The organism is Nonomuraea sp. NPDC003709 (assembly GCF_040610775.1).
Classification (GTDB): Bacteria; Actinomycetota; Actinomycetes; order Streptosporangiales; family Streptosporangiaceae; genus Nonomuraea; species Nonomuraea angiospora_A.
In genome coordinates, this window is sequence record NZ_JBEXMW010000002.1 from 427,973 (window position 1) to 447,314 (window position 19,342).

Here is a 19,342-nt window from a genome sequence, read left to right on the forward strand (position 1 = left end):
GCCCCGAAGACGGGAGGTCGCCGAGGACGGCGGCCTCCCGTCACTCCTTGCCGGGGAAGCGCATGATGACGGTGCTGCCGCCGTTCCCGACCCGCAGGGTCAGGTCCGCCGACACTAGGCGGGCCACCCACAGCCCCATCCCGCCCACCGCGCCCGGTCTGGGCCCGGGTTTCCAGGCGCCCCCGTCGTGCACCTCCACGATCAGGTCGCCGTTCACCGTCCAGGTACGCATGGAGGCCCGGTCGGCCCCGTGGGTGACGGCGTTGGTGGCGACCTCGTTGACCGCGATGACGAAGTCCTCGATGACGTCCTCGTGCATGCCGGCGTCGCGGGCCTCGTCCTCAGCGAACTGCCGGACCTGCGGCAGGTCCGGCAGTCGGAAGCGGAGCTCTTTCACGGGCGCGCCGGGCGGCGGGCTCGTGTAGCCCGACTGAGGCTCTCCGTCCTCGTTCACCCGGCGACCTTCTTCTCAGCCGACCAGCTCGGAGCGCAGCTGGTCGAGAACCTTGCGGAGGATACGTGAGACGTGCATCTGGGAGATCCCGAACTCGGCGGCGATCTCGGCCTGCGTCATGTTGCCGAAGAACCGCAGCAGCAGGATGTGCTTCTCGCGGGAGGGCAGCGCGTCGATGAGCGGCTTGACGGCCTCCCGGTCGACCATGGTGCTCAGCGTGTCGTCGTCCTCGGGGATGACGTCGCCGAGGGAGGCGGCGTCGTCGTCGGTGCCGAGCGGCGCGTCGAGCGACAGGGTGCTGTAGGCGGCGGAGGCGTCGAGGGTCAGCAGGACGTCCTCCTCGGTGATGTTCATCTTGACGGCCAGCTCGGCCACGGTGGGCGACCTGCCGAGGTCCTGGCTGAGGTCGGCGACCAGGCGGTTGAGCTCCGAGCGGCGCTCCTGGTAGAGCCGCGGCACCCGGATGGCCCAGGTGCGGTCGCGGAAGTGGCGCTTGACCTCGCCGGTCATCGTGACGACCGCGTAGCCCCGGAACGCGTGGCCGAGGGTCGGGTCGAAGCCGTTGACGGCTTTCATCAGGCCGACGTACGCGGCCTGGAGAAGATCCTCCAAAGGCTCGCCGCGGTAGCGGTAGCGCCGGGCGATCTCCATGGCGAGCGGCCGGTGCATCTCGACGATGCGCTCTCGCAGTCGCTCTCTGTGACTGTCGGGGGTCTCTTCCCTGACCATTTCGGCCAGGAGCTCTTCCGCTGTCATCTCCTCGAGGACGTATTCCTGCACAGCCATCGCTGCTCCTCTATGGGTCGCAGGCGCCCTCTCCCAGCAAAAAAGCCCAGGCAGAGGCACGCCTCGCTCAACTCTCGAGACGAAAGCCCGCTGCTGGACTCCGCATCAAGTGTCCCCCGTATCGCGGGAAGTATTCCTCCCTCTTGTGGTGACAGTAAGGTTGCTCCGTGACAATGCCGGATAACGGTGAGGGGCCCGTGGCGGCCCTGACCCTGACGTCGTCGACGGTGGACGAGATCACCGTGATCAAGGTTGACGGCGTCCTCGATGCCACGACCCGCGAGCAGTTCGCCGACTACCTGTCCCTGGCGGGGTCGGACCTGATTCTTGACCTGGCAGGGGTCACGTTCATGGACTCTCGCGCGCTCGGGCTCATCGTCCACCACTGGCAGACGAGCCTGGCGTCGGGCGCCAGGTTCGCGCTCATCGGGGTCGAATACTCCAAGTCCAAGGTGATGTGGATCACCGGGCTGGCGCAGCGGCTGCCCCTCTACGACACGCTCGACGACGCGCTGGCGGCCATCGGCTGAGGGCGGCGGCAGGGCGCGGCAGGGCCGCGGAGGTCAGCGTCTCGACTTGCGCTGGTGCTCGTCGACCAGGAGCCTGGCGAGGTCGGCCACCTTGACCTGGTGGTGCTGGGAGATCTTGCGAAGCTCCTCGAACGCGGCCTCGGCGGTGCATCCGCTGGTCTGCATGATGATGCCCTTGGCCTGGTCGATCACCGCCCGTCCGGCGAGCGCCTCCTGGAGTTGCGCGGCGTCCGTACGCACCTCCTCGAACTCCCACATGTTGGCCATCGCCACCCCGACCTGCTCGGTCAGCATGTCGGCCAGCGAGTGGGCGCTCTGGGGGGAGAACGCCCCGGGGCGTACCGAATAGAGGCCGACCAGCAGCAGGGCGGGCGCCACGTCGATGGGGACGACCAGCACGGAGCGCACGCCCCAGCGGCTGGCCAGCGCGTCGTAGCGGGGCCAGCGGGGCTCGTTGAGCACGTCGGTCACGCCGGCGCGGGCGCCGCTCTGCCGGGCCTCGACGGACGGGCCCTCGCCGAGCGCGCGTTCGCCCTCGACGAGCATGATCAGCTCGCTGTGGGAGCCCGACACCAGCACCCGGTGGTCGCGCCAGTGTTCGGCCGAGGCTCCCGAGCAGCCCGGTACGCCGGCGGCCAGCGCCGTGGTGAGGTCGCGCAGCACGCGTTCCGTGGAGGTGTCCTCGCCCAGCCGGCCCAGTGTGGCGAGGTCGCGGGCGAGACCGGGGGTGATCATCGCAGTTGATTTCATAGCAGGAAGCCCCTACCCGATATGGCCTCCCGTATCCCTTGTGACGTAGCGTCAGAGGGTGACCATGCCGGACCTCGAACAAGCGCTGGACGCGTTGGCCGGACGCGTGTCCTCGCTTCGCGAGGCGCGAACCGCCTATCCCGCCGACCTCGCGCCCACGCTCGACGCCGCCCTCGCCGAGCTCGACACCGCGGCCGAGCTGCTGGCCGAGGCCCGCGAGGCGCTGCAGAAGGCGCCCAAGCGGGCGGGCGGCAAGAAGGACGGCGCGCAGCGGGAGCTGAAGCTGCTGCGTCAGGTGTTCCGGGCCTTTCCGGTGCCGGTCATCGTGCTGGACAGCGGTGGCGTGGTCAGGCGGATCAACCCCGAGACCTCGCAGATGCTCGGCAGCCCCGACGGCTACCTGGTGGGCCGGTCGTTCCCGCTGCTGGTGGACGTGTCGCGGCGGGCGGCGTTCCGGTCGCATCTGACGGCGGTGCTGCAGACGGGCCAGCCGTCGGCGTTCGAGACACGGCTGGCGCATCAGGGGCGCACGCACACCGTCCAGCTGGCGCTGACCAGGATGACCATGCCGGGCGAGCCGCAGCAGATGGTGGCGGCGGTGGCGCTGCCGACCGAGGTGCAGCTGCCCGAGCCGGGCGCGGGGCGGCCCGAGCAGTCCGACGGGGCTCTGCTGCTGGCGGCGGCCAAGCGGCAGGACCTGCTGGTCAAGATGGCCAATCTGCTGCTCGAAGAGGAGACGCTGCTGCGCCCGGTCGCGCTGCCGAGGGCGACGCGGCTGCTGGCGGCCGAGTGGGCCGACTGGGTGATCGCGGACATGGTGCGCGGCGGGGTGCCGCGCCGCTCGGTCGTGGTGGCGCCGAAGAACCATCCGCTGGGCGATCTGGTCCGGCAGGTTGAATCCGCGGATCCGGCGGGCAGCCAGGTCGTGATGCAGGTGCTGGAGCGCGGCTCCGGCGTGGTGCAGGAGATGCTGGACGACGACGGCCTGCTCGGGTTCTGCGCGGACGGGCCGCTGCTGACGGCGATGGGCGCGGGCTCGATGCTGTGCGTGCCGATCGGCTCCGGCGACGGCGTGCTCACGCTGGTGCGCGCGCACGACCGGCGCCCGTTCACGCTGGCCGACCTGGCCGTCATGCAGGAGGTGGGTCTGCAACTCGGGCTGGCGGTACGCGCCCAGACCAGCTTCCAGAACCGTTCGCGGGCGGCGGACGCGCTGTCGGCGAGTGTCGCGCCCCGCAAGCTGCCCGACGTGCCCGGCTACGAGGCGGCGGCCGTCTACCATCCCGGGGCGTCGGTGGGCGCCGAGTTCTACGACGTGTTCCCGGTGTCCTGCGGGTGGGGGTTCGCGCTGGGCGGCGCCGTCGGCAAGGGCGAGGAGGCCGCGTCGGTCAGCGCGATGGTACGCGGCGGCCTGCGGGTGCTGGGCACCTGGGAGTCCGACCCCGACCTGGTGATGCGCAAGGTCAACGAGGCCCTGGTCGCGCAGGGCGCCGGCATGTTCGTGATGGCCGCGGCGGGTTTCGTGAAGGGCCGCGAGATCAGGCTGTCGTCGGCCGGGCACCATCCCGCCGCGCTGCTGCAGGCCGACGGCGGCGTGCGCTTCGCCGCGGGCGGCGGCGTGCCGCTGGGCCTCGCGCCCGAGGCGGAGACCGCCGTGGAGCGGCTGACGGTGGCCGCGGGCGAGACGCTGGTGCTGTACTCGGAGGGGTTGATCTCCTCCAGGAACGACCTCGGGGAGCCGTACGGCGAGGAGCGGCTGGCCGACGTGCTCGGCCGGTGCGCGGGACAGTCGCCGTCCACCGTGGTCAAGGCGCTAGAGGCCGACCGGCACGCCTTCTCGGGCGGCCAGGTGTGGGACGAGATTGTGATCCTCGCGCTACGGGGGGTCTGACCTGCGAAGTCAGAGATGTCTGATTTTTGGGGGTTTGCGATCGAGTCAAAACTGGGTATGGTCGGAAGCGTAGACATGTGCCTAAGACGCAGGCGCACCTTTCAGTCTTGCTTCGCTGAGGTGTGCCATGAATATCGCGATCGTAGCTTCCGCCGAGAGCAACCGGCGTGACCGCATCCTTTCCGTCGCCCGTGAGCTCGGCCGCGAGCACCACGTCACCGTCTACTCCCGTCGTGACAGCATTGAGGGCAAGCCCAAGACGCGGGTGGCCCCGGGGGTCACGTTGGAGCAGATCGATGTGGGCCCGGCCCAGGAGCTGACGGCCGACGGCGTCGTTCCCTACCTGAACGACGTCGGCGAGCACCTGATGCGGCGGTGGAACCAGGACCGGCCCGACGTGATCCACGCGCATTCGTGGACCGGTGGGCTGGTGGCGGTGGCGGGTGCCAACGGGCTGGGGGTGCCGGTCACGCAGACGTTCCACACGGTCGACGCCTCGCACAAGGAGCTGGAGCTGGCCCTCGGCCGCCGGGCCAACGCGGTCATCGCGGGCTCCGGGGACGAGGAGTCGGCGCTGATCCGGCTGGGCGTGCCGCGCAACCACATCGCCGTCGTCCCGTACGGCGTCGACACTGAGCGCTTCCAGCGCCGCGGCGCGGTGGCCACGAAGGGCACGCGCAAGCGGCTCCTGCACGTCGGGCCGCTGACGGTGGATCGCGGCGCGGACACCATCGTGCGGGCGCTGCCGGGGCTCGGCGACGTCGAGCTGGTCATCGCGGGCGGGCCCGAGCCCGAGGACCTCGACAGCGACCAGGACGCCCGCCGGCTGCGCGCGCTGGCCGAGCAGCTCGAGGTCGCCGACCAGGTGACGCTGCTGGGCCAGGTCAAGCGGTCCACCGTGCCGAAGCTCATGCGCAGCGCGGACGCCGTGGTGTCGGTGCCGCGCGAGGCCGTGACGGGCATCGTCGCGCTGGAGGCGATGGCCTGCGGCGTACCGGTGATCGCCTCGGCCGTCGGCGCCCACCTGGACTCCGTCATCGACGGCGTCACCGGGCTGCTCGTGCCTCCGGACCGGCCGGCGCGCACCGCGCGGCTGGCCCGCGAGCTGCTGTGGGACCCCACCCTGCGGACCGCGCTGGGCTACGCCGGCGCCGACCGGGCGCGTTCGCGCTACTCCTGGGAGCGGGTGAGCCAGGAACTGGTACGGGTGTACGAGGCGGCCTGCGCCTGAAGCACCGAAACCCCGGCAGGCGGCAGCAGCCGCCTGCCGGCACCATGACCCGGCACCATGACCCGGCACCATGACCCGGCACCATGACCCGGCACCACGACCCGGCACCTTGACATGGTCAGGATCCGCAGAGCCGGGCGGCCTTGAGTCCCAGGTGCACGGCCAGGCGGTCGTCGCCGTCCGAAAGATCCCGGTGGGTGAGGCGCTCGGCCTTGCCCAGCCGGTAGTAGAGCGTCTGGCGGTGGATGCCGAGCTCGGCGGCCGTCTTCTGGGCGTGGCCGCCGTGGTCGAGGTATGCCTCCACGGTCTCGGCCAGTTCGCCGTCCAGGACCGCGGTCTCGGCCGCCAGCTCGCGCAGGTCCGCCTGGCCGAGCCTGGCCAGCAGGCGGTGCACGCCCAGGTCCTCCCAGCGGGCGACGGGCGCGTACCGGGGGAAGTGCTCGGCGACGCGCAGGGCGTGGCGGGCCTCGCGCCAGCTCAGCCAGGCGTCGGCCGGGTCCGCCCGGGGCGCGCCGATGCCGGCGGCGGTGCCGTACGCGCTCTGCAGGGTCTGCGCCACCTCCCCCGCGAGGTGGGCGGGGGCGAGCAGGGCGACGGGCGAGCCGGGGCGGGCCAGGACGCCGCGCGGCAGCGTCCAGAGGGCGGCGAGGCGCTCGGCCGACTCGCGTACGGCGATCGCCGCGACGGGGCCCGGCACCTCGATGGCCGCGCCCGCCCGCTCGGACGGGTCGGCCGAGAAGAGGGCGAGCAGTCCGCGGCCGAGGTCCTGCCGGCTCCTGGCCTCCTGGGCGAGGGCGGCGGCGGCCCTGGCCACCAGCGGCGCGACGGGTTCGAGCGCGGTAAGCGAGCCCGAGTCGAGCAGCCAGAGATAGCCGTAGGTGACCTCGCCGTGGCGCAGCGGCCAGCACACCCTGGCCAGGACCCCGAGCTCGGCGTCGGCGGGGATCCGGATCGGGCCGGGGGCCTTGGCGATGCCGTAGCGCTCGAAGTAGTCGCGCACCTCTCCGGTGGCGCGCCGGCGCAGGATCGACTCCTGGCGGACCGTGTCGATGTCGCCGTGCTGCGCCCCGTACGCCAGCAGCCGGAACGAGCGGTCCTCCAGCGTCGCGGACGCCCCCAGCCGGGCGGCGATCTCGTCGACGATCTCTTGCAGGTCTGCCGTGTTGTGCATTTGTATGACAGCCTGCCACATCGGCCGTTACGCACGTCGATGGCCCCCGCTGAGCTGCGTTTTTAGACTTGAGGCATGCTGGGTCAAGTGCTCCTCGCCGCGTCCGGGAGCGGCGTCGTACGTCGTTCCGTGTCGGCCTTCCCGCTCACCAGGAAGGTGGTCGATCGGTTCGTCGCGGGCGAGAGCGTCCAGGAGGCCCGCGACGCCATCGAGCGCCTGCGCGACATGAAACTCGCCGTCACCGTCGACCATCTCGGCGAGGAGACGCGCGACGCGCGGGCCGCCGAGGCCACCGCGGACGCCTACCTCACGCTGCTCGACGCCGTCAGGCCGCTCGACCTCGGCGTCCGGGGCGAGGTGTCGGTGAAGCTGTCGGCCGTGGGGCAGCGGCTCGACGACGCGATGGCGCTGGAACACGCCCGCGAGATCTGCGCCGCGGCGGCGCGCAACGGCTCGACCGTCACGCTCGACATGGAGGATCACACCACCGTCGACTCGACGCTGACCATCCTGCGCAAGCTGCGCGAGGACTACCCGTCGACCGGTGTGGCGATCCAGGCGTACCTGTTCCGCAGCGAGGCCGACTGCCGCGACCTGTCCGCCGAGGGCTCCCGGGTTCGCCTGGTCAAGGGCGCCTACCGCGAGCCCGCCTCCGTCGCGCACCAGGGCCGCGGCGCCGTGGACAAGGCGTACGTGCGATGCCTGCGGATCCTCATGGCGGGGAAGGGGTATCCCATGGTGGCGACGCACGACGATCGCATGATCGCGATCACGGAGGTGCTCGCCGACCGGTTCGGGCGGACGATCGGCGACCACGAGTTCCAGATGCTCTACGGAATCCGGACCGACCTGCAGGAGTCCCTGGCCGGGGCCGGCCACACGGTCCGCGTCTACGTCCCCTACGGCGACGACTGGTACGGCTACTTCATGCGCCGCCTCGCGGAGCGCCCGGCCAACGTCGCCTTCTTCCTTCGCGCCCTTGGGGGTAAGTAATGGATGCCATCAGCAACGTCCCCGTTCCTGCCAACGAGCGCATCTACGGGTACGCGCCGGGCAGCGCCGAGCGGTCGGCGCTGGAGGACCGCATCAAGGAGCTGGCCGGGTCGTCGATCGACCTGACCATGACGATCGACGGCGAGCAGCGCCTCGGCGCGGGCGCTCCCATCGACGTGGTGCAACCGCACAACCACGCTGCCGTCCTGGGCCGTACCAACGACGCTACGGCCCGGGACGTGCAGGACGCCGTGGAGGCGGCGCTGCGGGCGGCGCCGGCGTGGCGGGCCCTGTCGTTCGACGAGCGGGCGGCGATCTTCCTCAAGGCCGCCGACCTGCTGGCCGGGCCGTGGCGGGCCACGCTCAACGCGGCGACCGTGCTGGGCCAGTCGAAGTCGGTGCAGCAGGCGGAGATCGACTCGGCCTGCGAGCTGATCGACTTCCTGCGCTTCAACGTGGCCTACGCGCGCCAGCTCTACGCCGACCAGCCGATCTCGTCGCCCGGCGTGTGGAACCGGATGGAGTACCGGCCGCTCGAAGGCTTCGTGCTGGCGATCACGCCGTTCAACTTCACCGCCATCGCCGGAAATCTGCCGACTTCTGCGGCTTTGATGGGGAATGTCGTCGTCTGGAAGCCGTCGCCCACCCAGCAGTTCGCCGCGCACTTCACGATGCGGCTGCTGGAGGCCGCCGGGCTGCCTCCCGGCGTGATCAACATGGTCACCGGCAACGGCCAGGCCGTCTCCGAGGTGGCGCTCGCGCACCCGGCCCTGGCCGGGATCCACTTCACCGGCTCCACGGCGACGTTCCAGCACCTGTGGAGCACCATCGGCCAGAACATCGCCTCCTACCACGGCTACCCGCGCCTCGTCGGCGAGACCGGCGGCAAGGACTTCGTGCTGGCCCACCCGTCCGCCGACCCGGCCGTGCTCTCGACGGCGCTGGTCAGGGGCGCCTTCGAGTACCAGGGACAGAAGTGCTCGGCGGCCTCGCGGGCTTATGTGCCGCGCTCGGTCTGGAACCGGATGCGCGACGACTTCGTGGCCACCGCCGAGTCGCTGACCGTGGGCGACGTGTCGGGCGACCTGTCGACGTTCATGGGCGGGGTCATCGACGCCCGGGCCTTCGCCAAGCACAAGGAGGCCATCGACCGGGCGCGGGCGGCCGCGAACATCGACGTCCTCACCGGCTCGTACGACGACAGCGTCGGCTACTTCGTCAAGCCGACCATCCTGGAGTCGGCCGACCCCACGGACGAGATCTTCGTCAAGGAGTACTTCGGGCCCATCCTGGGCGTGCACGTCTACGAGGACCGCGACTTCGACACGGTGCTCGACCAGATGGAGGGCATCGCCCCGTACGCGCTGACCGGCTCGATCATCGCCCAGGACCGCTACGCCATCGCGTCGGCGTCCGACCGGCTGCGCTTCGCGGCGGGCAACTTCTACGTCAACGACAAGCCGACGGGCGCGGTCGTGGGCCAGCAGCCGTTCGGCGGCGCCCGCGCCTCGGGCACCAACGACAAGGCGGGCTCGATCTTCAACCTGATCCGCTGGGTGAACGCCCGCACGATCAAGGAGACGTTCGTCCCGCCCACCGACCATCGTTATCCGCACATGGGCTGATTTTTCAGCCCAGCAAGCCCATGAGCCCCCCGGTCCTGCCCCGGGGGGCTCATGGCGTAATGTGCAATATTTGTGTCGTTGACGCCTTGACAGGCCCGCCACCAGCATGAAGACATGCAGCGACGGGTTCTCATGGTCGTCTTCCCCGGCTTCCAGCTGCTCGACCTGGCCGGGCCGTCCGACGTGTTCGCGACGGCGGCCCTGCTGGCGCCCCAGGACGGCTACCGGGTCGAGGTGGCGGCCGTGCGCGCCGGTCCCGTGCCCTCCGGCAACGGGATCGCCGTCACGGCCCGCGCCCTCGGCGAGGTCACCGGGCCCGTCGACACGCTGATGGTCGTGGGCGGGATGTCGGTCCCCGAGCAGCTGGGCGACCGGGAGCTCGTCGAGGGCGTCGCCCGGCTGGCCGCGGGCGCGCGGCGGGTCGCGTCCGTGTGCAACGGGGCGTTCCTGCTGGCCGAGGCCGGGCTGCTGGACCACCGGCGGGCCACCACGCACTGGCTCGCCGCCGGCGAGCTGGACGCCCGCTACAAGTGCGTCGAGGTGGACGCCGACCCCCTCTACATCGAGGACGGCAACGTCTGGACCTCGGCGGGCGTGCTGTCCGGCGTGGACCTCGCGCTCGCGCTGGTGGCCAGGGACCACGGCCACGCGCTCGCCCGCGACGTCGCCCGCGGCCTCGTGGTGTACCTGCACAGGCCGGGCGGGCAGAGCCAGTTCAGCACCCCGATGCGGGCCATGACGCCGCGCAGCGAGCCGCTCAGGGAGTTGCAGGCCTACATCGACGCGAACCCCGCCGCCGACCTGAGCGTCCCCGCGCTCGCCGACCGGGTGGGGATGAGCGAGCGCCACTTCTCCCGTGTCTTCACCGAGCAGACCGGCCTGTCGCCCGGCCGGTACGTCGAACGCAGCCGCGCCGAGGCCGCCAGGCGGCTCCTGGAGGTCACCGCCCACCCGCTGGACCGGGTGGCCAGGGAGTCGGGGCTCGGCACGCCGGAGACCCTCTACCGCGTCTTCCGCCGCCACTGGCGGATCTCACCCGGCGACCACCGTCGCAGGTTCCGATCGAAGGAGAAGTAAGCGATGCATGTGGCGATCCTGCTCTATCCCCGTTTCACCGCGCTCGACGCGGTCGGGCCGTACACGGTGCTGGCCTTCGCGCCCGGCTGGACGGTCACGTTCGTCGCGGCCGAGCCCGGGCCGGTCACCGACGACCGGGGCACGCTCACCCTCACCGCCACGGCCTCCTACGAGGACCTGCCCCACCCCGACGTGATCGTGGTCCCGGGCGGCCCGGGGACATTCGACGTCATGTCCGACGAGGCGCTGCTGGGCTGGCTGCGGGAGGCCCACGAGCACAGCCAATGGACGACCTCGGTGTGCAGCGGCTCGTTCGTCCTGGCGGCCGCGGGGCTGCTGGAGGGGCTGACGGCGACCAGCCACTGGGCCCTGCTCGACATGCTGCCGCAGTACGGGGCCGAGCCGGTGAGCGAGCGCGTCGTCACCCAGGGCCGGATCGTGACCGCTGCGGGGGTGTCGGCGGGGATCGACATGGCGCTGACGCTGCTGGCCCAGGCGACCGACGAGACGACCGCGCAGTCGGTGCAGCTCGTGATCGAGTACGACCCGCACCCGCCGTTCGACGCCGGGTCGCCCAGGACGGCGCCGGAGGGCCTGACCGAGCTGGCGCTCAAGCTCATCGGCTGACCCGCTACGACTGCACGGCCAGCTTCACGGGCGTCACGCCGTGGGTCGCCCAGTGGACCGCGATCTTCCGCACCACGGCCCGGGAGAGGTACGTCTCCTCGCCGTCCTCGATCCACAGCCGTTCGCCGGCCTTGTCGAGGATCACGTGGCCGAGGACGAACCCCGTGCCCTCGGAGTACTGATACCGGGCCTGGCCGGCGTCCTCGCTGACCTTCTCGATGAGAGCGTAGAGCGCCACGGCGGTCAGTGTACTGGTCCGCCTCAGGGCCGCCCGGGCTGTGGGCGGCCCTGAGGCGTGCCCTCCTCGGCCGGCTCCTGACCGGCTCCCACCGGCAGCACGTCGAAGTGGATGACCACGCGTCCCGTCGACGGATCGCGGGAGTCCGGCGACGCGATCTCCCTGCGGTCCGACAGCGTGCGATACCGTTCCAGCACCTCGAACACCTCGTCCCGCAGCGCCGCGCTCTCCTCCGGCGTGAGCCGCAGCGACCGCCGCCCGTAGCCGCTCGCGCGCACCCACTCCTCGGGCGCCCGCGCCTCCTCCTCGCGCCACCGGGCCAGCTCCGCGCCGCGCTGGCGCACCAGGTCGTCCAGCAGGAACTCCATCGCGCTGGCCGTCTCGGGGTCGGAGCCCGGCTCCCCGAAGGAGAATCCGCCGGGCGTGATGCGCCAGTACTTCTCCTTGCCGCGCCCCATCCCCGGCACGACCTCGATCATGCCGTGCCCGGCCAGCTCCCTCAGGTGGTAGCTCGTGGCGCCGGTGTTCTGCCCGAGCAGGGCGGCGAGCTTGGTGGCCGTGGAGGGGCCGTGCTCGTCCAGCAGCTCGTAGATCCGCAGCCGCAGCGGGTGGGCGAACGACTTCAGGGCGTTCGCGTCGAGCGTGCGGGCGGAGAAGCTCTTGCTCTGCATGCTATGCAAGCCTATCTTTGCAAAGAAAACTATGCACACTTTCCCTTACACACTATCGGAGTGAGCCGTGGGGCGTTCGTTCGGATTTCTCTTGTCCTCCACCGCGCTGTCGAACCTGGCCGACGGCGTGCTGAAGGTCGGGGCGCCGCTGCTGGCCGTGTCGATGACCCGTTCGCCCACGCTGGTGTCGCTGGCGGGGGCGGCCGCGACGGTGCCGTGGCTGCTCCTCGCGCTGCACGCCGGGGCCCTCGCCGACCGGCTCGACCGCCGCCGCATCATGGTCGTGGCCAACGTCGCCCGGGCCGCGATCCTCTCCCTCGCCGGGCTGGCGGCCCTGCTCGGCCTGCTCGACCTGTGGGTGCTGCTGGCGGCCGTGCTCCTGGCCGGGGTGGCCGAGGTCTTCGCCGACGTCTCGGCGCAGTCGATCCTGCCCATGACCGTGCCTCAGGGCCACCTGACCAGGGCGAACGGCCGCGTCTCCACCGCCCAGATGATCGGCAACGACTTCGTCGGGGCGCCGCTGGCGGGCCTGCTCGTCGTCACCCTCCCCGCCGTCGTCTTCGGCGCCCCGGCCCTCCTGTACGGCGCCGCGGGCCTGCTGTTGCTGGGCATGCGCGGCACGTACCGGATGGACGCCCCTCGCGCGCAGGGGCGCCGGCCGCTGCGGCAGGACATCGGCGAGGCGCTGCGGTACCTGTGGTCCCACCGGGTGCTGCGGAGCCTGGCCATCACGGCCGGGCTGCTCAACCTCGCCAACGCCGCCTACTTCGCCGTCTTCGTGCTGTGGGCCGTCGGCGACGGGTCGCGGATCGGGCTGGAGCCGGGCGAATACGGCCTGATGACGACCGCGTTCGCCGTCGGGGCGCTCCCGGGGTCCCTGCTGTCGGGGTGGGTCGCGGGACGCTTCGGGGAGTTCCGCGCGCTCGTGGGATGCTGGCTGACGACCAGCCTCCTGCTCATCGTGCCGGTGGTCGTGCCCTCCCCGTGGACGCTCTACCCGACGGCGGTGCTGTGGGGCGTGGTGGGCGCGGCGGGCAACGTCCTGGTGATCTCGGCCCGGCAGCGGCTGATCCCGGCCGAATTGCTCGGGAGGGTCAATTCGGCATACCGCCTCGTCGGCATGGGTGGGATGCCGCTCGGGGCTGCGCTGGGAGGCGTCGTGGCCGAGTTTGCGGGGCTTGGCGCCGTCCTCGTGGGCGCCACTGGAGTATGTTTGGGGGGCGTCGGACTGGTGTGGCGCGCGTTGTCTGATCGAATTTCTAGGCCGTTGACCAGCGCACCCGCACTTTCCGACATATCAGGATCACGTTAGGCACCCTACGGCCTGTGCTGAAGTGACATGATTATCCCCGAGCAAGAGGGGATGGTATGCGGGAGATCGGCGGACGGTACCTCCTGAACGAGGAGGCCGGTCGTGGGGGTATGGGTGTCGTCTGGCGTGCGTTCGATCAGCTCCTCCACCGTACGGTGGCGCTGAAGGAGCTGACCTTGGCCGGTGAGGCCGAGATGGTGCGCCGCCGGGTGCTGCGTGAGGCCAGGATGGCTGCCGGGCTGACGCACCCTAACATCGTCACGGTCCACGACCTGATCGAAGAGGGCGGCAAGCTCTGGATCGTGATGGAATACCTGGACGGGCTCTCGTTGCACCAGCTGCTCTCCCAGGTGGGCACCTTACCGGCCCAGTCGGTCGCCGCGATCGGGCAGCATCTGCTCGCCGCGCTACGGACCGCCCACCAGGCCGGAGTGCTGCATCGCGACGTGAAGCCCGCCAATGTGATGCTGACCGGTGACCGGGTGGTGCTGACCGACTTCGGCATAGCGACCGCCGAGGGCGACATCCGGATGACCAGGTCGCGGCGGTTGCGGGGCACTCCGGCGTTCATGGCGCCCGAGCGGCTGCACGGGGGGCCGGCCAGTAAAGAGGCCGACATGTGGTCCTTCGGCGCCACCCTCTACAGCGCCGTCGAGGGCCAGCCGCCCTACCCGGGCCAGGACGCGGCCACGGTGCTCGGCATGGCCCGCAGCGGCCCGTACCCACCGCCCCGGCGGGCCGGGGTGATGCGGCCGCTCATCGAGGGCCTGCTCCACCACGACCCGGTGCGCCGCTACACGCCGGACCAGACGGCGGGCCTGCTGGCCGGCATGCGCGCCAGCTCGTTCCAGGCCGCCATCTGATCAGATTCCCCTGCCGGGTTGCCTGCCCGGCAGGATCTCCATGCGGATGTCGTCGTTCTGCGGGAGGACGTACGTACGGCCCCCGCCGTCCCGCCAGTCCTTCTCGCTCACCGGCGGCACGAGATAGTAACGGTCGTCACGGACGAGCAGGAGCCGCATTCCCGTGTAGGAGTGCCGGTATTTCCCGGTCTTGTATTTCTGGTGCTCGATGCCTGCGGGGTTGACCGAGAGGTCGTCCTTCGACCAGATCACCACCTGGGTCCGCTCGGGCAGATCGCGCACGGCTTGCTCGGCCGTCCTCGTCCCCCGCCCGTTGGCGTACAGGGACGCGGCCCAGAGCAGTGAGAAGACGGCCATGGCCACGCTGAAGGCGAAGGTGATCCGGTTGGATTTCCGGGCCGGCGACGGCCAGGTCAGCAACAGCAGGCCGAGGGCCGACAGCGCGAGCAGCTGGTACGTACCCATCTGCCACCATCGGTTGAGCACGGCGACGGCGCAGACGAGCCCGGCGAGCGCGAGCCCGCCTCCCACGACCCTGCGGTCCGCCACGACCGGCACCCGGCTCTTCAGCCGCGCCCCGGCCCCCCGCAGCCACTGCGGCACGAACCGGACCAGCAGGGCCCGGTGGGCGGCGACGGCGAGCGCCAGCGGGATCGCCACCATCCACGGCAGGAAACCGGTGTCGAAGAGGTTGACGCCGTAGATGGCGTATTCGTCGGCGCCGTACCCCAGGTCGGTGGCCCTCAGACTGAAATACTGAAGGTAACCCTCCAGGTAGGCCCATCCCATGTAGATGAGCACCGCCGCGCTGACGGTGATCAGCGCGGTGATCAGCCCGATCGCGTCGAGCGGACGCGACTCGCCCTGCTCGCTTTCCTGCACGGCTACGGAGCCTGCGGAGCGGCGGTGGCGGGCAGTGCCTCCGGCGACGGCTCCGGGGACGCCTCGGGAAGGGGCAGGGCCGTAGTCGTGGGCTGCGGGACCGTGATGGTGGGAGTCGGGGTGCCGGGCGGCGCGATCGAGGGGCACGGCAACGGCGCTTCACCACCGCCGGTCGGGCATGGTCTGCGCCTGGACCGCGTCGGTTCGGGGGTGCGCACGCCTTTCTTCACTGACCGCGTCGGAGTCTTCGACTTCGACGCGACCGGCGTCCCCGACGCCGGCGCGTCCACCTGTCCGTCTCCGCACGCGCAGAGCGGTCCCAGCAGAAACGCGGTGACGATGATCTCGGCCAGCGAGCTCCGCCAGGACATTCCGCCGGGCCCTCCTCGCGTGCGACGCCGTCACGGTGTTCATCACTGCGCGCGATGGAGGCGTTACAGCGTTACTGTCCATGATCCCGCACCTCGGATGTGCGCTAAGGTTGTGACGTTCCGCTCCGCAGGGGGCGGCCGGCGCGACCGGGACGTAGCGCAGCTTGGTAGCGCACTTGACTGGGGGTCAAGGGGTCGCAGGTTCAAATCCTGTCGTCCCGACCATATTCTCGGTGGTCGATGAGGGTGTCACTCAATAGGGTGGCACCCTTTCGCATGGGTGGGTGACTAACGGGGCGAAGAGGGTGTCCATCGCCGTAGCTCCTTGCAGGAGTACGGGGTGGATCTGCTTACGGTGGACGGCTTCGGTGACGGCCGTCCCGCTGTGGCCGACGAGCCGGGCGATGTGCCGGGGTGGGAGAGCAGCGAGACGAAGCTGTGGCGCGTCTCGTCTCGTCTCGCGAGAAGTCCAGTGGTAGGCGGGCATCCCCGCGTCCTCGATGATCTCTCGGAAGGCACGTCGGACGTTGTGGACGTCGAGCGGCGTGCCGACGAGCAAGGCGAAGACGAGCCCGTGATCCTGCCGCTTCTCGCCCGCCGCCCTTCGCCGCGCCTCCTCCCGCCGGCCGAATTGAGTATGGGTTACTCAGGCGTGCAGATCGTTGCCGGTTTACCTTCACAGAGCAGGTAACGGAGGGAGTGGCCCGTGGCCACCAACGAGACGTACAGGGCGATCGCCGACGTCACGCGGGTGAAGATGCTCGCAGATACGGAATCACCACTCGTCGAGGTCGAGTTCCTGGGCGGGCTGCCGGAGACGCAGAAGGCGGCGTTCAAGGGGCGGCCGATCGCTGGGTGCAGATCATCCTGGGAGATCTGCCTGAGATGCGGATGCCCTGCCTCGCAGCGATCGCCGACCTCAGGGTCATGGCGGGGCATGCGCATCCACGGTCCCCAAGGGATACTCGGCGCCGCCGGGCCGCTGGTGATGCCCTGCAGGACCTCGGCTAGCAGGTCGACCTCGAGGCCGCCGAGACGTTCCTGCTGCCCGAAACGCCGCCGAGCACGGCCAAGACGGTCTTCACCTGCGCGGTAGATCACTACCCCCGATGCACCAGCACCATCCGGCAACACGCCATGCCCTAACCGGGCCACAACCCCCCAAACCAGGAGAGTCTGCATGACAGGGCGAGAAAGTAGCAGCTCGCTGATACCCATAGTGGTCGCCGTTATCGGCCTGATCACGGCCCTCGTGACCTCACCGCTGTGGGGCGAACCGGTATGCCGGGCAGTCGGGGTCTGCCAGGACGGCGGTAGCCACTCCGCCTCAGCAGGCAACCCCAAGAGTGGCCACAACTCCTCCAAGCAATCATCCAAGCCGACCAGCGGCGCGGCGGGGTGGAGCTGCCCCGGTGGACTGTTCTGCGCATGGGATGACGCTCAAGGTGAGGGCGCCATGATCGTTCAAAAGGACGCCACCTGCAGCATGTATGACATCGGGAGCGCCGGCTTGGGGGACCGGCTGACCTCGTATCAGAACCGGACTGGCAAGAGCGTCGCACTGTACAACTGGACGGGTGCCGAATGGCAGCTACTCGTGGACGTGCCCGACGGTGCGAAGGGCGACATGCCACAGTCGGCGGACAACATGACTGACGCAGTGAAGATCTGCGCCTGACCAACCAGATCAGAGGGCGGTTCGCGAGTTGATGCCCGTGATGCCGTTGCGTGATCGGACGCGGCGGGGTTCGGGTGTGCTGGGGTGCCCGTCGTCGCAGCTCCTTGCAGGAGTACGGCGCGGATCTGCTCGCAAGCAGGAGGCGGGCATCCCTGGGGCCTTGACGATCTTCCGGAAGGCTCGGCGTACGTTGTGGGCCGGCCTGAACCCCGACCCCGCCCCGCAATGACGACGACCGGGTCTCAGATGGTGATGAGCCCGCCTTCGTAGGCGGCGATGACGAGCTGGGCTCGGTCCCTGGCGTGCAGTTTGGCCAGGAGACGGCCGATGTGGGTTTTGACCGTGCCGACGGTGAGGTGGAGGTGCTCCGCGATCTCGGAGTTGGACATCCCCTTGCCGATGAGGGTGAGTACCTCGCGCTCGCGTTGAGTGATGTCGTTGAGGTCCCGCAGGACCGGGGCGGAGTGCGGGCCTCGCAGGAAATCGGCGATGAGCCGGCGGGTCACGGTGGGCGCGAGCAGGGCTTCGCCGGAGGCGACGACCCGGATGGCGGCCAGGAGCTCGCTCGCCGTCGCGCTCTTGACGAGGAATCCACTGGCGCCGGCCCTGAGCGAGGCGTACACGTATTCGTCCAGATCGAACGTGGTGAGGATCAGCACGCGGACGCCGGCGCTGTCCGGGGCGGCGCAGATACGGCGCGTCGCCTCGATGCCATCCATGTCGGGCATACGCACGTCCATGAGGACGACGTCGGGTCGCCGCCGGCGGGCCAGGAGCACGGCTTCGGCGCCGGTGCCGGCCTCGCCCACGGTGGCCAGCCCCGGTGTGGTGTCGATGAGGAGTTTGAGGCTGTCGCGCACCAGGACCTGGTCCTCGGCCAGCAGGACCCGGACGGGTGGGGGCGGATCGTGTGCGGCGGCGTCGGCGGTCATGCGATGGTGCCGTTCGGGTCGTAGGGCAGGCGAGCGGTCACGTGAAAGCCTCCTTCGGGCCGGCGTCCCGCGCTGAACGTGCCTCCGTACATCTTGGCCCGTTCGCGCATGCCGATCAGGCCGTGTCCGCCGTGGCCCGTGCGCGGCGGCCGGCCGTGGCGGGGGCCGTCGTCGATGACCTCGATCATGGCCTCCCGCCCGTCGATCTCCACGGTGACAGCGCAGCGGGTGGGCGCCGCGTGGGTGATGACGTTGGTCAGGGCCTGTTGCACGATGCGGTACACCGACATCGCGACCGCGGGAGGCAGCACCGCCTCTTCGCGGACGGTCAGATCCACCTCCACCCCGGCCGAGCGGGCATGGGCGGCCAGCTCGGGCAGGTCCGCCATGCCGGGAACGGGCAGGTGGGGCTGGTGGGGATCGTCGTCGGAGCGCAGGAGGCCGAGCACCCGGTGGATCTCGGCGAGCGTGCTTCGGCTGGTCTGCTCGATGACGGCCAGCGCGGCGCGCACCTCGTGCGGGCGGGCGTCGGCGACATGGTTGGCGACGGTGGCCTTGACGGCGATCACGCTCATGCTGTGGCCGATGACGTCATGCAGCTCCCGGGCGATGCGCCTGCGTTCGTCGGCCACGGCCGCCTCGGCGAGGTGGCGGACGAGGCGGGCGGTCGTGTCCCGCTTCCAGCGGACGGCCGTCCCGATGGCCCATCCGGCCGTCAGCAGCACGCAGATCGCGCCGATCTCGACCGGCCAGTACGGCGGCAACTCGCTGGGCGCCGCCGCGGGTGGAAGGCCGGGGAGCACCTGCTCGTAGAAGATCAGGATGGCGGTCACCGAGCCGGCCACGCACACCGACAGGCCGCCCAACGACCACCCGACCGAGGCGGTGGAGGCCACCAGGTACAGCACGAGCACGGTCGGTACGAACGACACCCAGATCGCGCCCGCCGCGACGGCACCGGCCAGCGTCGCCAGCACTGCCGCGGCGCACGCGAGCCCCAGCATGGCCCGCGGCCGGCGCCGCCGGAATGCGACCGGAAAACTCATGACCGCCGCCACCGGCCAAGCCGACCAAGCGGGCCACCACGACGACGGGCCCGGCGGATCGACGATGGCATAGCCGACGGTCAGCGCCACGATGACCGCCACCACAGCGTCGGCAACGCCGTGCCCACCGAGCCGCCGAGCCCGAACCATGACCAGAAGTTATCGCCTTTCCCGATCAACCGGCATCTGCCCACGGTCGGACATCCGCATCGGT

General features: G+C 70.6%; 20 protein-coding genes and 1 tRNA gene. 12 read left to right on the forward strand and 9 right to left on the reverse strand.

What is annotated here, in order from left to right; all coding sequences use genetic code 11:
- Window positions 1-40 precede the first annotated feature (40 nt).
- Both ABZX61_RS06480 and ABZX61_RS06485 read right to left on the reverse strand, forming a co-directional pair.
- Window positions 41-454, reverse strand: coding sequence for an ATP-binding protein (locus tag ABZX61_RS06480; protein ID WP_350726518.1), 414 nt, complete (start codon window positions 452-454; stop codon window positions 41-43).
- Window positions 455-469: 15 nt separating this feature from the next.
- A complete protein-coding gene (locus ABZX61_RS06485; protein WP_355192019.1) occupies window positions 470-1,240 on the reverse strand; it encodes a SigB/SigF/SigG family RNA polymerase sigma factor in 771 nt (256 codons plus the stop codon).
- 173 nt (window positions 1,241-1,413) lie between these two features.
- Here ABZX61_RS06485 and ABZX61_RS06490 point away from each other — a divergent pair, with 173 nt between their 5' ends.
- Window positions 1,414-1,770, forward strand: coding sequence for an STAS domain-containing protein (locus ABZX61_RS06490; protein WP_350726908.1), 357 nt, complete (start codon window positions 1,414-1,416; stop codon window positions 1,768-1,770).
- Window positions 1,771-1,803: 33 nt separating this feature from the next.
- Here ABZX61_RS06490 and ABZX61_RS06495 read toward each other — a convergent pair whose 3' ends face one another.
- On the reverse strand, window positions 1,804-2,505 hold the full coding sequence (locus ABZX61_RS06495; RefSeq protein ID WP_355192021.1) for a GAF and ANTAR domain-containing protein: 702 nt from the start codon (window positions 2,503-2,505) through the stop codon (window positions 1,804-1,806).
- A gap of 79 nt (window positions 2,506-2,584) precedes the next feature.
- On the opposite strand from ABZX61_RS06495, the gene ABZX61_RS06500 reads away from it, so the two are divergent.
- Both ABZX61_RS06500 and ABZX61_RS06505 read left to right on the forward strand, forming a co-directional pair.
- Entirely contained in the window at window positions 2,585-4,411 is a 1,827-nt protein-coding gene (locus tag ABZX61_RS06500) for a SpoIIE family protein phosphatase (RefSeq protein WP_355192710.1), read from the forward strand.
- A gap of 127 nt (window positions 4,412-4,538) precedes the next feature.
- The gene (locus tag ABZX61_RS06505; RefSeq protein WP_355192023.1) at window positions 4,539-5,642 is read left to right on the forward strand and encodes a glycosyltransferase; all 1,104 of its coding nucleotides are present in this window, start codon (window positions 4,539-4,541) and stop codon (window positions 5,640-5,642) included.
- Window positions 5,643-5,760: 118 nt separating this feature from the next.
- Here the strand turns inward: ABZX61_RS06505 and ABZX61_RS06510 are convergent, their stop codons facing one another.
- On the reverse strand, window positions 5,761-6,813 hold the full coding sequence (locus ABZX61_RS06510; RefSeq protein ID WP_355192025.1) for a helix-turn-helix domain-containing protein: 1,053 nt from the start codon (window positions 6,811-6,813) through the stop codon (window positions 5,761-5,763).
- 75 nt (window positions 6,814-6,888) lie between these two features.
- Between ABZX61_RS06510 and ABZX61_RS06515 the strand changes: the two genes are divergently transcribed.
- The 4 genes from ABZX61_RS06515 to ABZX61_RS06530 all read left to right on the forward strand — a co-directional run bounded on the left by ABZX61_RS06515 (window position 6,889) and on the right by ABZX61_RS06530 (window position 11,135).
- Window positions 6,889-7,806: a proline dehydrogenase family protein gene (locus ABZX61_RS06515; protein ID WP_355192027.1), complete on the forward strand. Its 918-nt coding sequence runs from the start codon at window positions 6,889-6,891 to the stop codon at window positions 7,804-7,806.
- Window positions 7,806-9,431: an L-glutamate gamma-semialdehyde dehydrogenase gene (gene pruA, locus ABZX61_RS06520; protein ID WP_355192029.1), complete on the forward strand. Its 1,626-nt coding sequence runs from the start codon at window positions 7,806-7,808 to the stop codon at window positions 9,429-9,431. The genes ABZX61_RS06515 and pruA overlap by 1 nt, the downstream gene beginning before the upstream one ends.
- A 114-nt stretch (window positions 9,432-9,545) precedes the next feature.
- On the forward strand, window positions 9,546-10,508 hold the full coding sequence (locus ABZX61_RS06525; RefSeq protein ID WP_355192031.1) for a GlxA family transcriptional regulator: 963 nt from the start codon (window positions 9,546-9,548) through the stop codon (window positions 10,506-10,508).
- A 3-nt stretch (window positions 10,509-10,511) separates the two neighbouring features.
- Window positions 10,512-11,135: a DJ-1/PfpI family protein gene (locus tag ABZX61_RS06530; RefSeq protein ID WP_355192033.1), complete on the forward strand. Its 624-nt coding sequence runs from the start codon at window positions 10,512-10,514 to the stop codon at window positions 11,133-11,135.
- A 4-nt stretch (window positions 11,136-11,139) separates the two neighbouring features.
- Here ABZX61_RS06530 and ABZX61_RS06535 read toward each other — a convergent pair whose 3' ends face one another.
- A complete protein-coding gene (locus tag ABZX61_RS06535) occupies window positions 11,140-11,373 on the reverse strand; it encodes a hypothetical protein (protein WP_355192035.1) in 234 nt (77 codons plus the stop codon).
- A gap of 23 nt (window positions 11,374-11,396) precedes the next feature.
- Window positions 11,397-12,044 carry a helix-turn-helix domain-containing protein gene (locus ABZX61_RS06540; protein WP_355192037.1) on the reverse strand — a complete coding sequence of 216 codons (648 nt, stop codon included), beginning with the start codon at window positions 12,042-12,044 and terminating at the stop codon, window positions 11,397-11,399.
- A 67-nt stretch (window positions 12,045-12,111) separates the two neighbouring features.
- Between ABZX61_RS06540 and ABZX61_RS06545 the strand changes: the two genes are divergently transcribed.
- The gene (locus ABZX61_RS06545) at window positions 12,112-13,356 is read left to right on the forward strand and encodes an MFS transporter (protein WP_355192039.1); all 1,245 of its coding nucleotides are present in this window, start codon (window positions 12,112-12,114) and stop codon (window positions 13,354-13,356) included.
- Window positions 13,357-13,412: 56 nt separating this feature from the next.
- Window positions 13,413-14,219 (forward strand): serine/threonine-protein kinase, encoded by an 807-nt coding sequence (locus tag ABZX61_RS06550; RefSeq protein ID WP_350726540.1) that lies wholly within the window; start codon window positions 13,413-13,415, stop codon window positions 14,217-14,219.
- Here ABZX61_RS06550 and ABZX61_RS06555 read toward each other — a convergent pair whose 3' ends face one another.
- On the reverse strand, window positions 14,220-15,101 hold the full coding sequence (locus ABZX61_RS06555; protein ID WP_355192041.1) for a hypothetical protein: 882 nt from the start codon (window positions 15,099-15,101) through the stop codon (window positions 14,220-14,222).
- A gap of 519 nt (window positions 15,102-15,620) precedes the next feature.
- Here ABZX61_RS06555 and ABZX61_RS06560 point away from each other — a divergent pair.
- From ABZX61_RS06560 to ABZX61_RS06570, 3 genes are all read left to right on the forward strand, one after another.
- A tRNA-Pro gene (locus tag ABZX61_RS06560) sits at window positions 15,621-15,697 on the forward strand.
- Window positions 15,698-15,812: 115 nt separating this feature from the next.
- Complete coding sequence (locus tag ABZX61_RS06565) at window positions 15,813-16,163, forward strand: hypothetical protein (RefSeq protein ID WP_355192043.1); 351 nt, start codon at window positions 15,813-15,815, stop codon at window positions 16,161-16,163.
- A 489-nt stretch (window positions 16,164-16,652) separates the two neighbouring features.
- Window positions 16,653-17,150, forward strand: a complete 498-nt coding sequence (locus tag ABZX61_RS06570; RefSeq protein ID WP_350726552.1) for a peptidase inhibitor family I36 protein — start codon at window positions 16,653-16,655, stop codon at window positions 17,148-17,150.
- Window positions 17,151-17,392: 242 nt separating this feature from the next.
- Here ABZX61_RS06570 and ABZX61_RS06575 read toward each other — a convergent pair whose 3' ends face one another.
- Window positions 17,393-18,082 (reverse strand): response regulator transcription factor, encoded by a 690-nt coding sequence (locus tag ABZX61_RS06575; RefSeq protein WP_355192045.1) that lies wholly within the window; start codon window positions 18,080-18,082, stop codon window positions 17,393-17,395.
- Window positions 18,079-19,278 carry a sensor histidine kinase gene (locus tag ABZX61_RS06580; protein WP_355192047.1) on the reverse strand — a complete coding sequence of 400 codons (1,200 nt, stop codon included), beginning with the start codon at window positions 19,276-19,278 and terminating at the stop codon, window positions 18,079-18,081. The genes ABZX61_RS06575 and ABZX61_RS06580 overlap by 4 nt, the downstream gene beginning before the upstream one ends.
- Window positions 19,279-19,342 lie beyond the last annotated feature (64 nt).

Excerpts from the sequence above, each read along its gene's own strand:
- ABZX61_RS06485 (WP_355192019.1), bottom strand. The coding sequence starts at position 1,240 with ATGGCTGTGCAGGAATACGTCCTCGAGGAGATGACAGCGGAAGAGCTC.
- ABZX61_RS06490 (WP_350726908.1), top strand. The coding sequence starts at position 1,414 with ATGCCGGATAACGGTGAGGGGCCCGTGGCGGCCCTGACCCTGACGTCG.
- ABZX61_RS06495 (WP_355192021.1), bottom strand. The coding sequence starts at position 2,505 with ATGATCACCCCCGGTCTCGCCCGCGACCTCGCCACACTGGGCCGGCTG.
- ABZX61_RS06500 (WP_355192710.1), top strand. The coding sequence starts at position 2,585 with ATGCCGGACCTCGAACAAGCGCTGGACGCGTTGGCCGGACGCGTGTCC.
- ABZX61_RS06505 (WP_355192023.1), top strand. The coding sequence starts at position 4,539 with ATGAATATCGCGATCGTAGCTTCCGCCGAGAGCAACCGGCGTGACCGC.
- ABZX61_RS06510 (WP_355192025.1), bottom strand. The coding sequence starts at position 6,813 with ATGCACAACACGGCAGACCTGCAAGAGATCGTCGACGAGATCGCCGCC.
- ABZX61_RS06515 (WP_355192027.1), top strand. The coding sequence starts at position 6,889 with ATGCTGGGTCAAGTGCTCCTCGCCGCGTCCGGGAGCGGCGTCGTACGT.
- pruA (WP_355192029.1), top strand. The coding sequence starts at position 7,806 with ATGGATGCCATCAGCAACGTCCCCGTTCCTGCCAACGAGCGCATCTAC.
- ABZX61_RS06525 (WP_355192031.1), top strand. The coding sequence starts at position 9,546 with ATGCAGCGACGGGTTCTCATGGTCGTCTTCCCCGGCTTCCAGCTGCTC.
- ABZX61_RS06530 (WP_355192033.1), top strand. The coding sequence starts at position 10,512 with ATGCATGTGGCGATCCTGCTCTATCCCCGTTTCACCGCGCTCGACGCG.
- ABZX61_RS06540 (WP_355192037.1), bottom strand. The coding sequence starts at position 12,044 with ATGCAGAGCAAGAGCTTCTCCGCCCGCACGCTCGACGCGAACGCCCTG.
- ABZX61_RS06550 (WP_350726540.1), top strand. The coding sequence starts at position 13,413 with ATGCGGGAGATCGGCGGACGGTACCTCCTGAACGAGGAGGCCGGTCGT.
- ABZX61_RS06570 (WP_350726552.1), top strand. The coding sequence starts at position 16,653 with ATGACAGGGCGAGAAAGTAGCAGCTCGCTGATACCCATAGTGGTCGCC.
- ABZX61_RS06575 (WP_355192045.1), bottom strand. The coding sequence starts at position 18,082 with ATGACCGCCGACGCCGCCGCACACGATCCGCCCCCACCCGTCCGGGTC.
- ABZX61_RS06580 (WP_355192047.1), bottom strand. The coding sequence starts at position 19,278 with ATGGTTCGGGCTCGGCGGCTCGGTGGGCACGGCGTTGCCGACGCTGTG.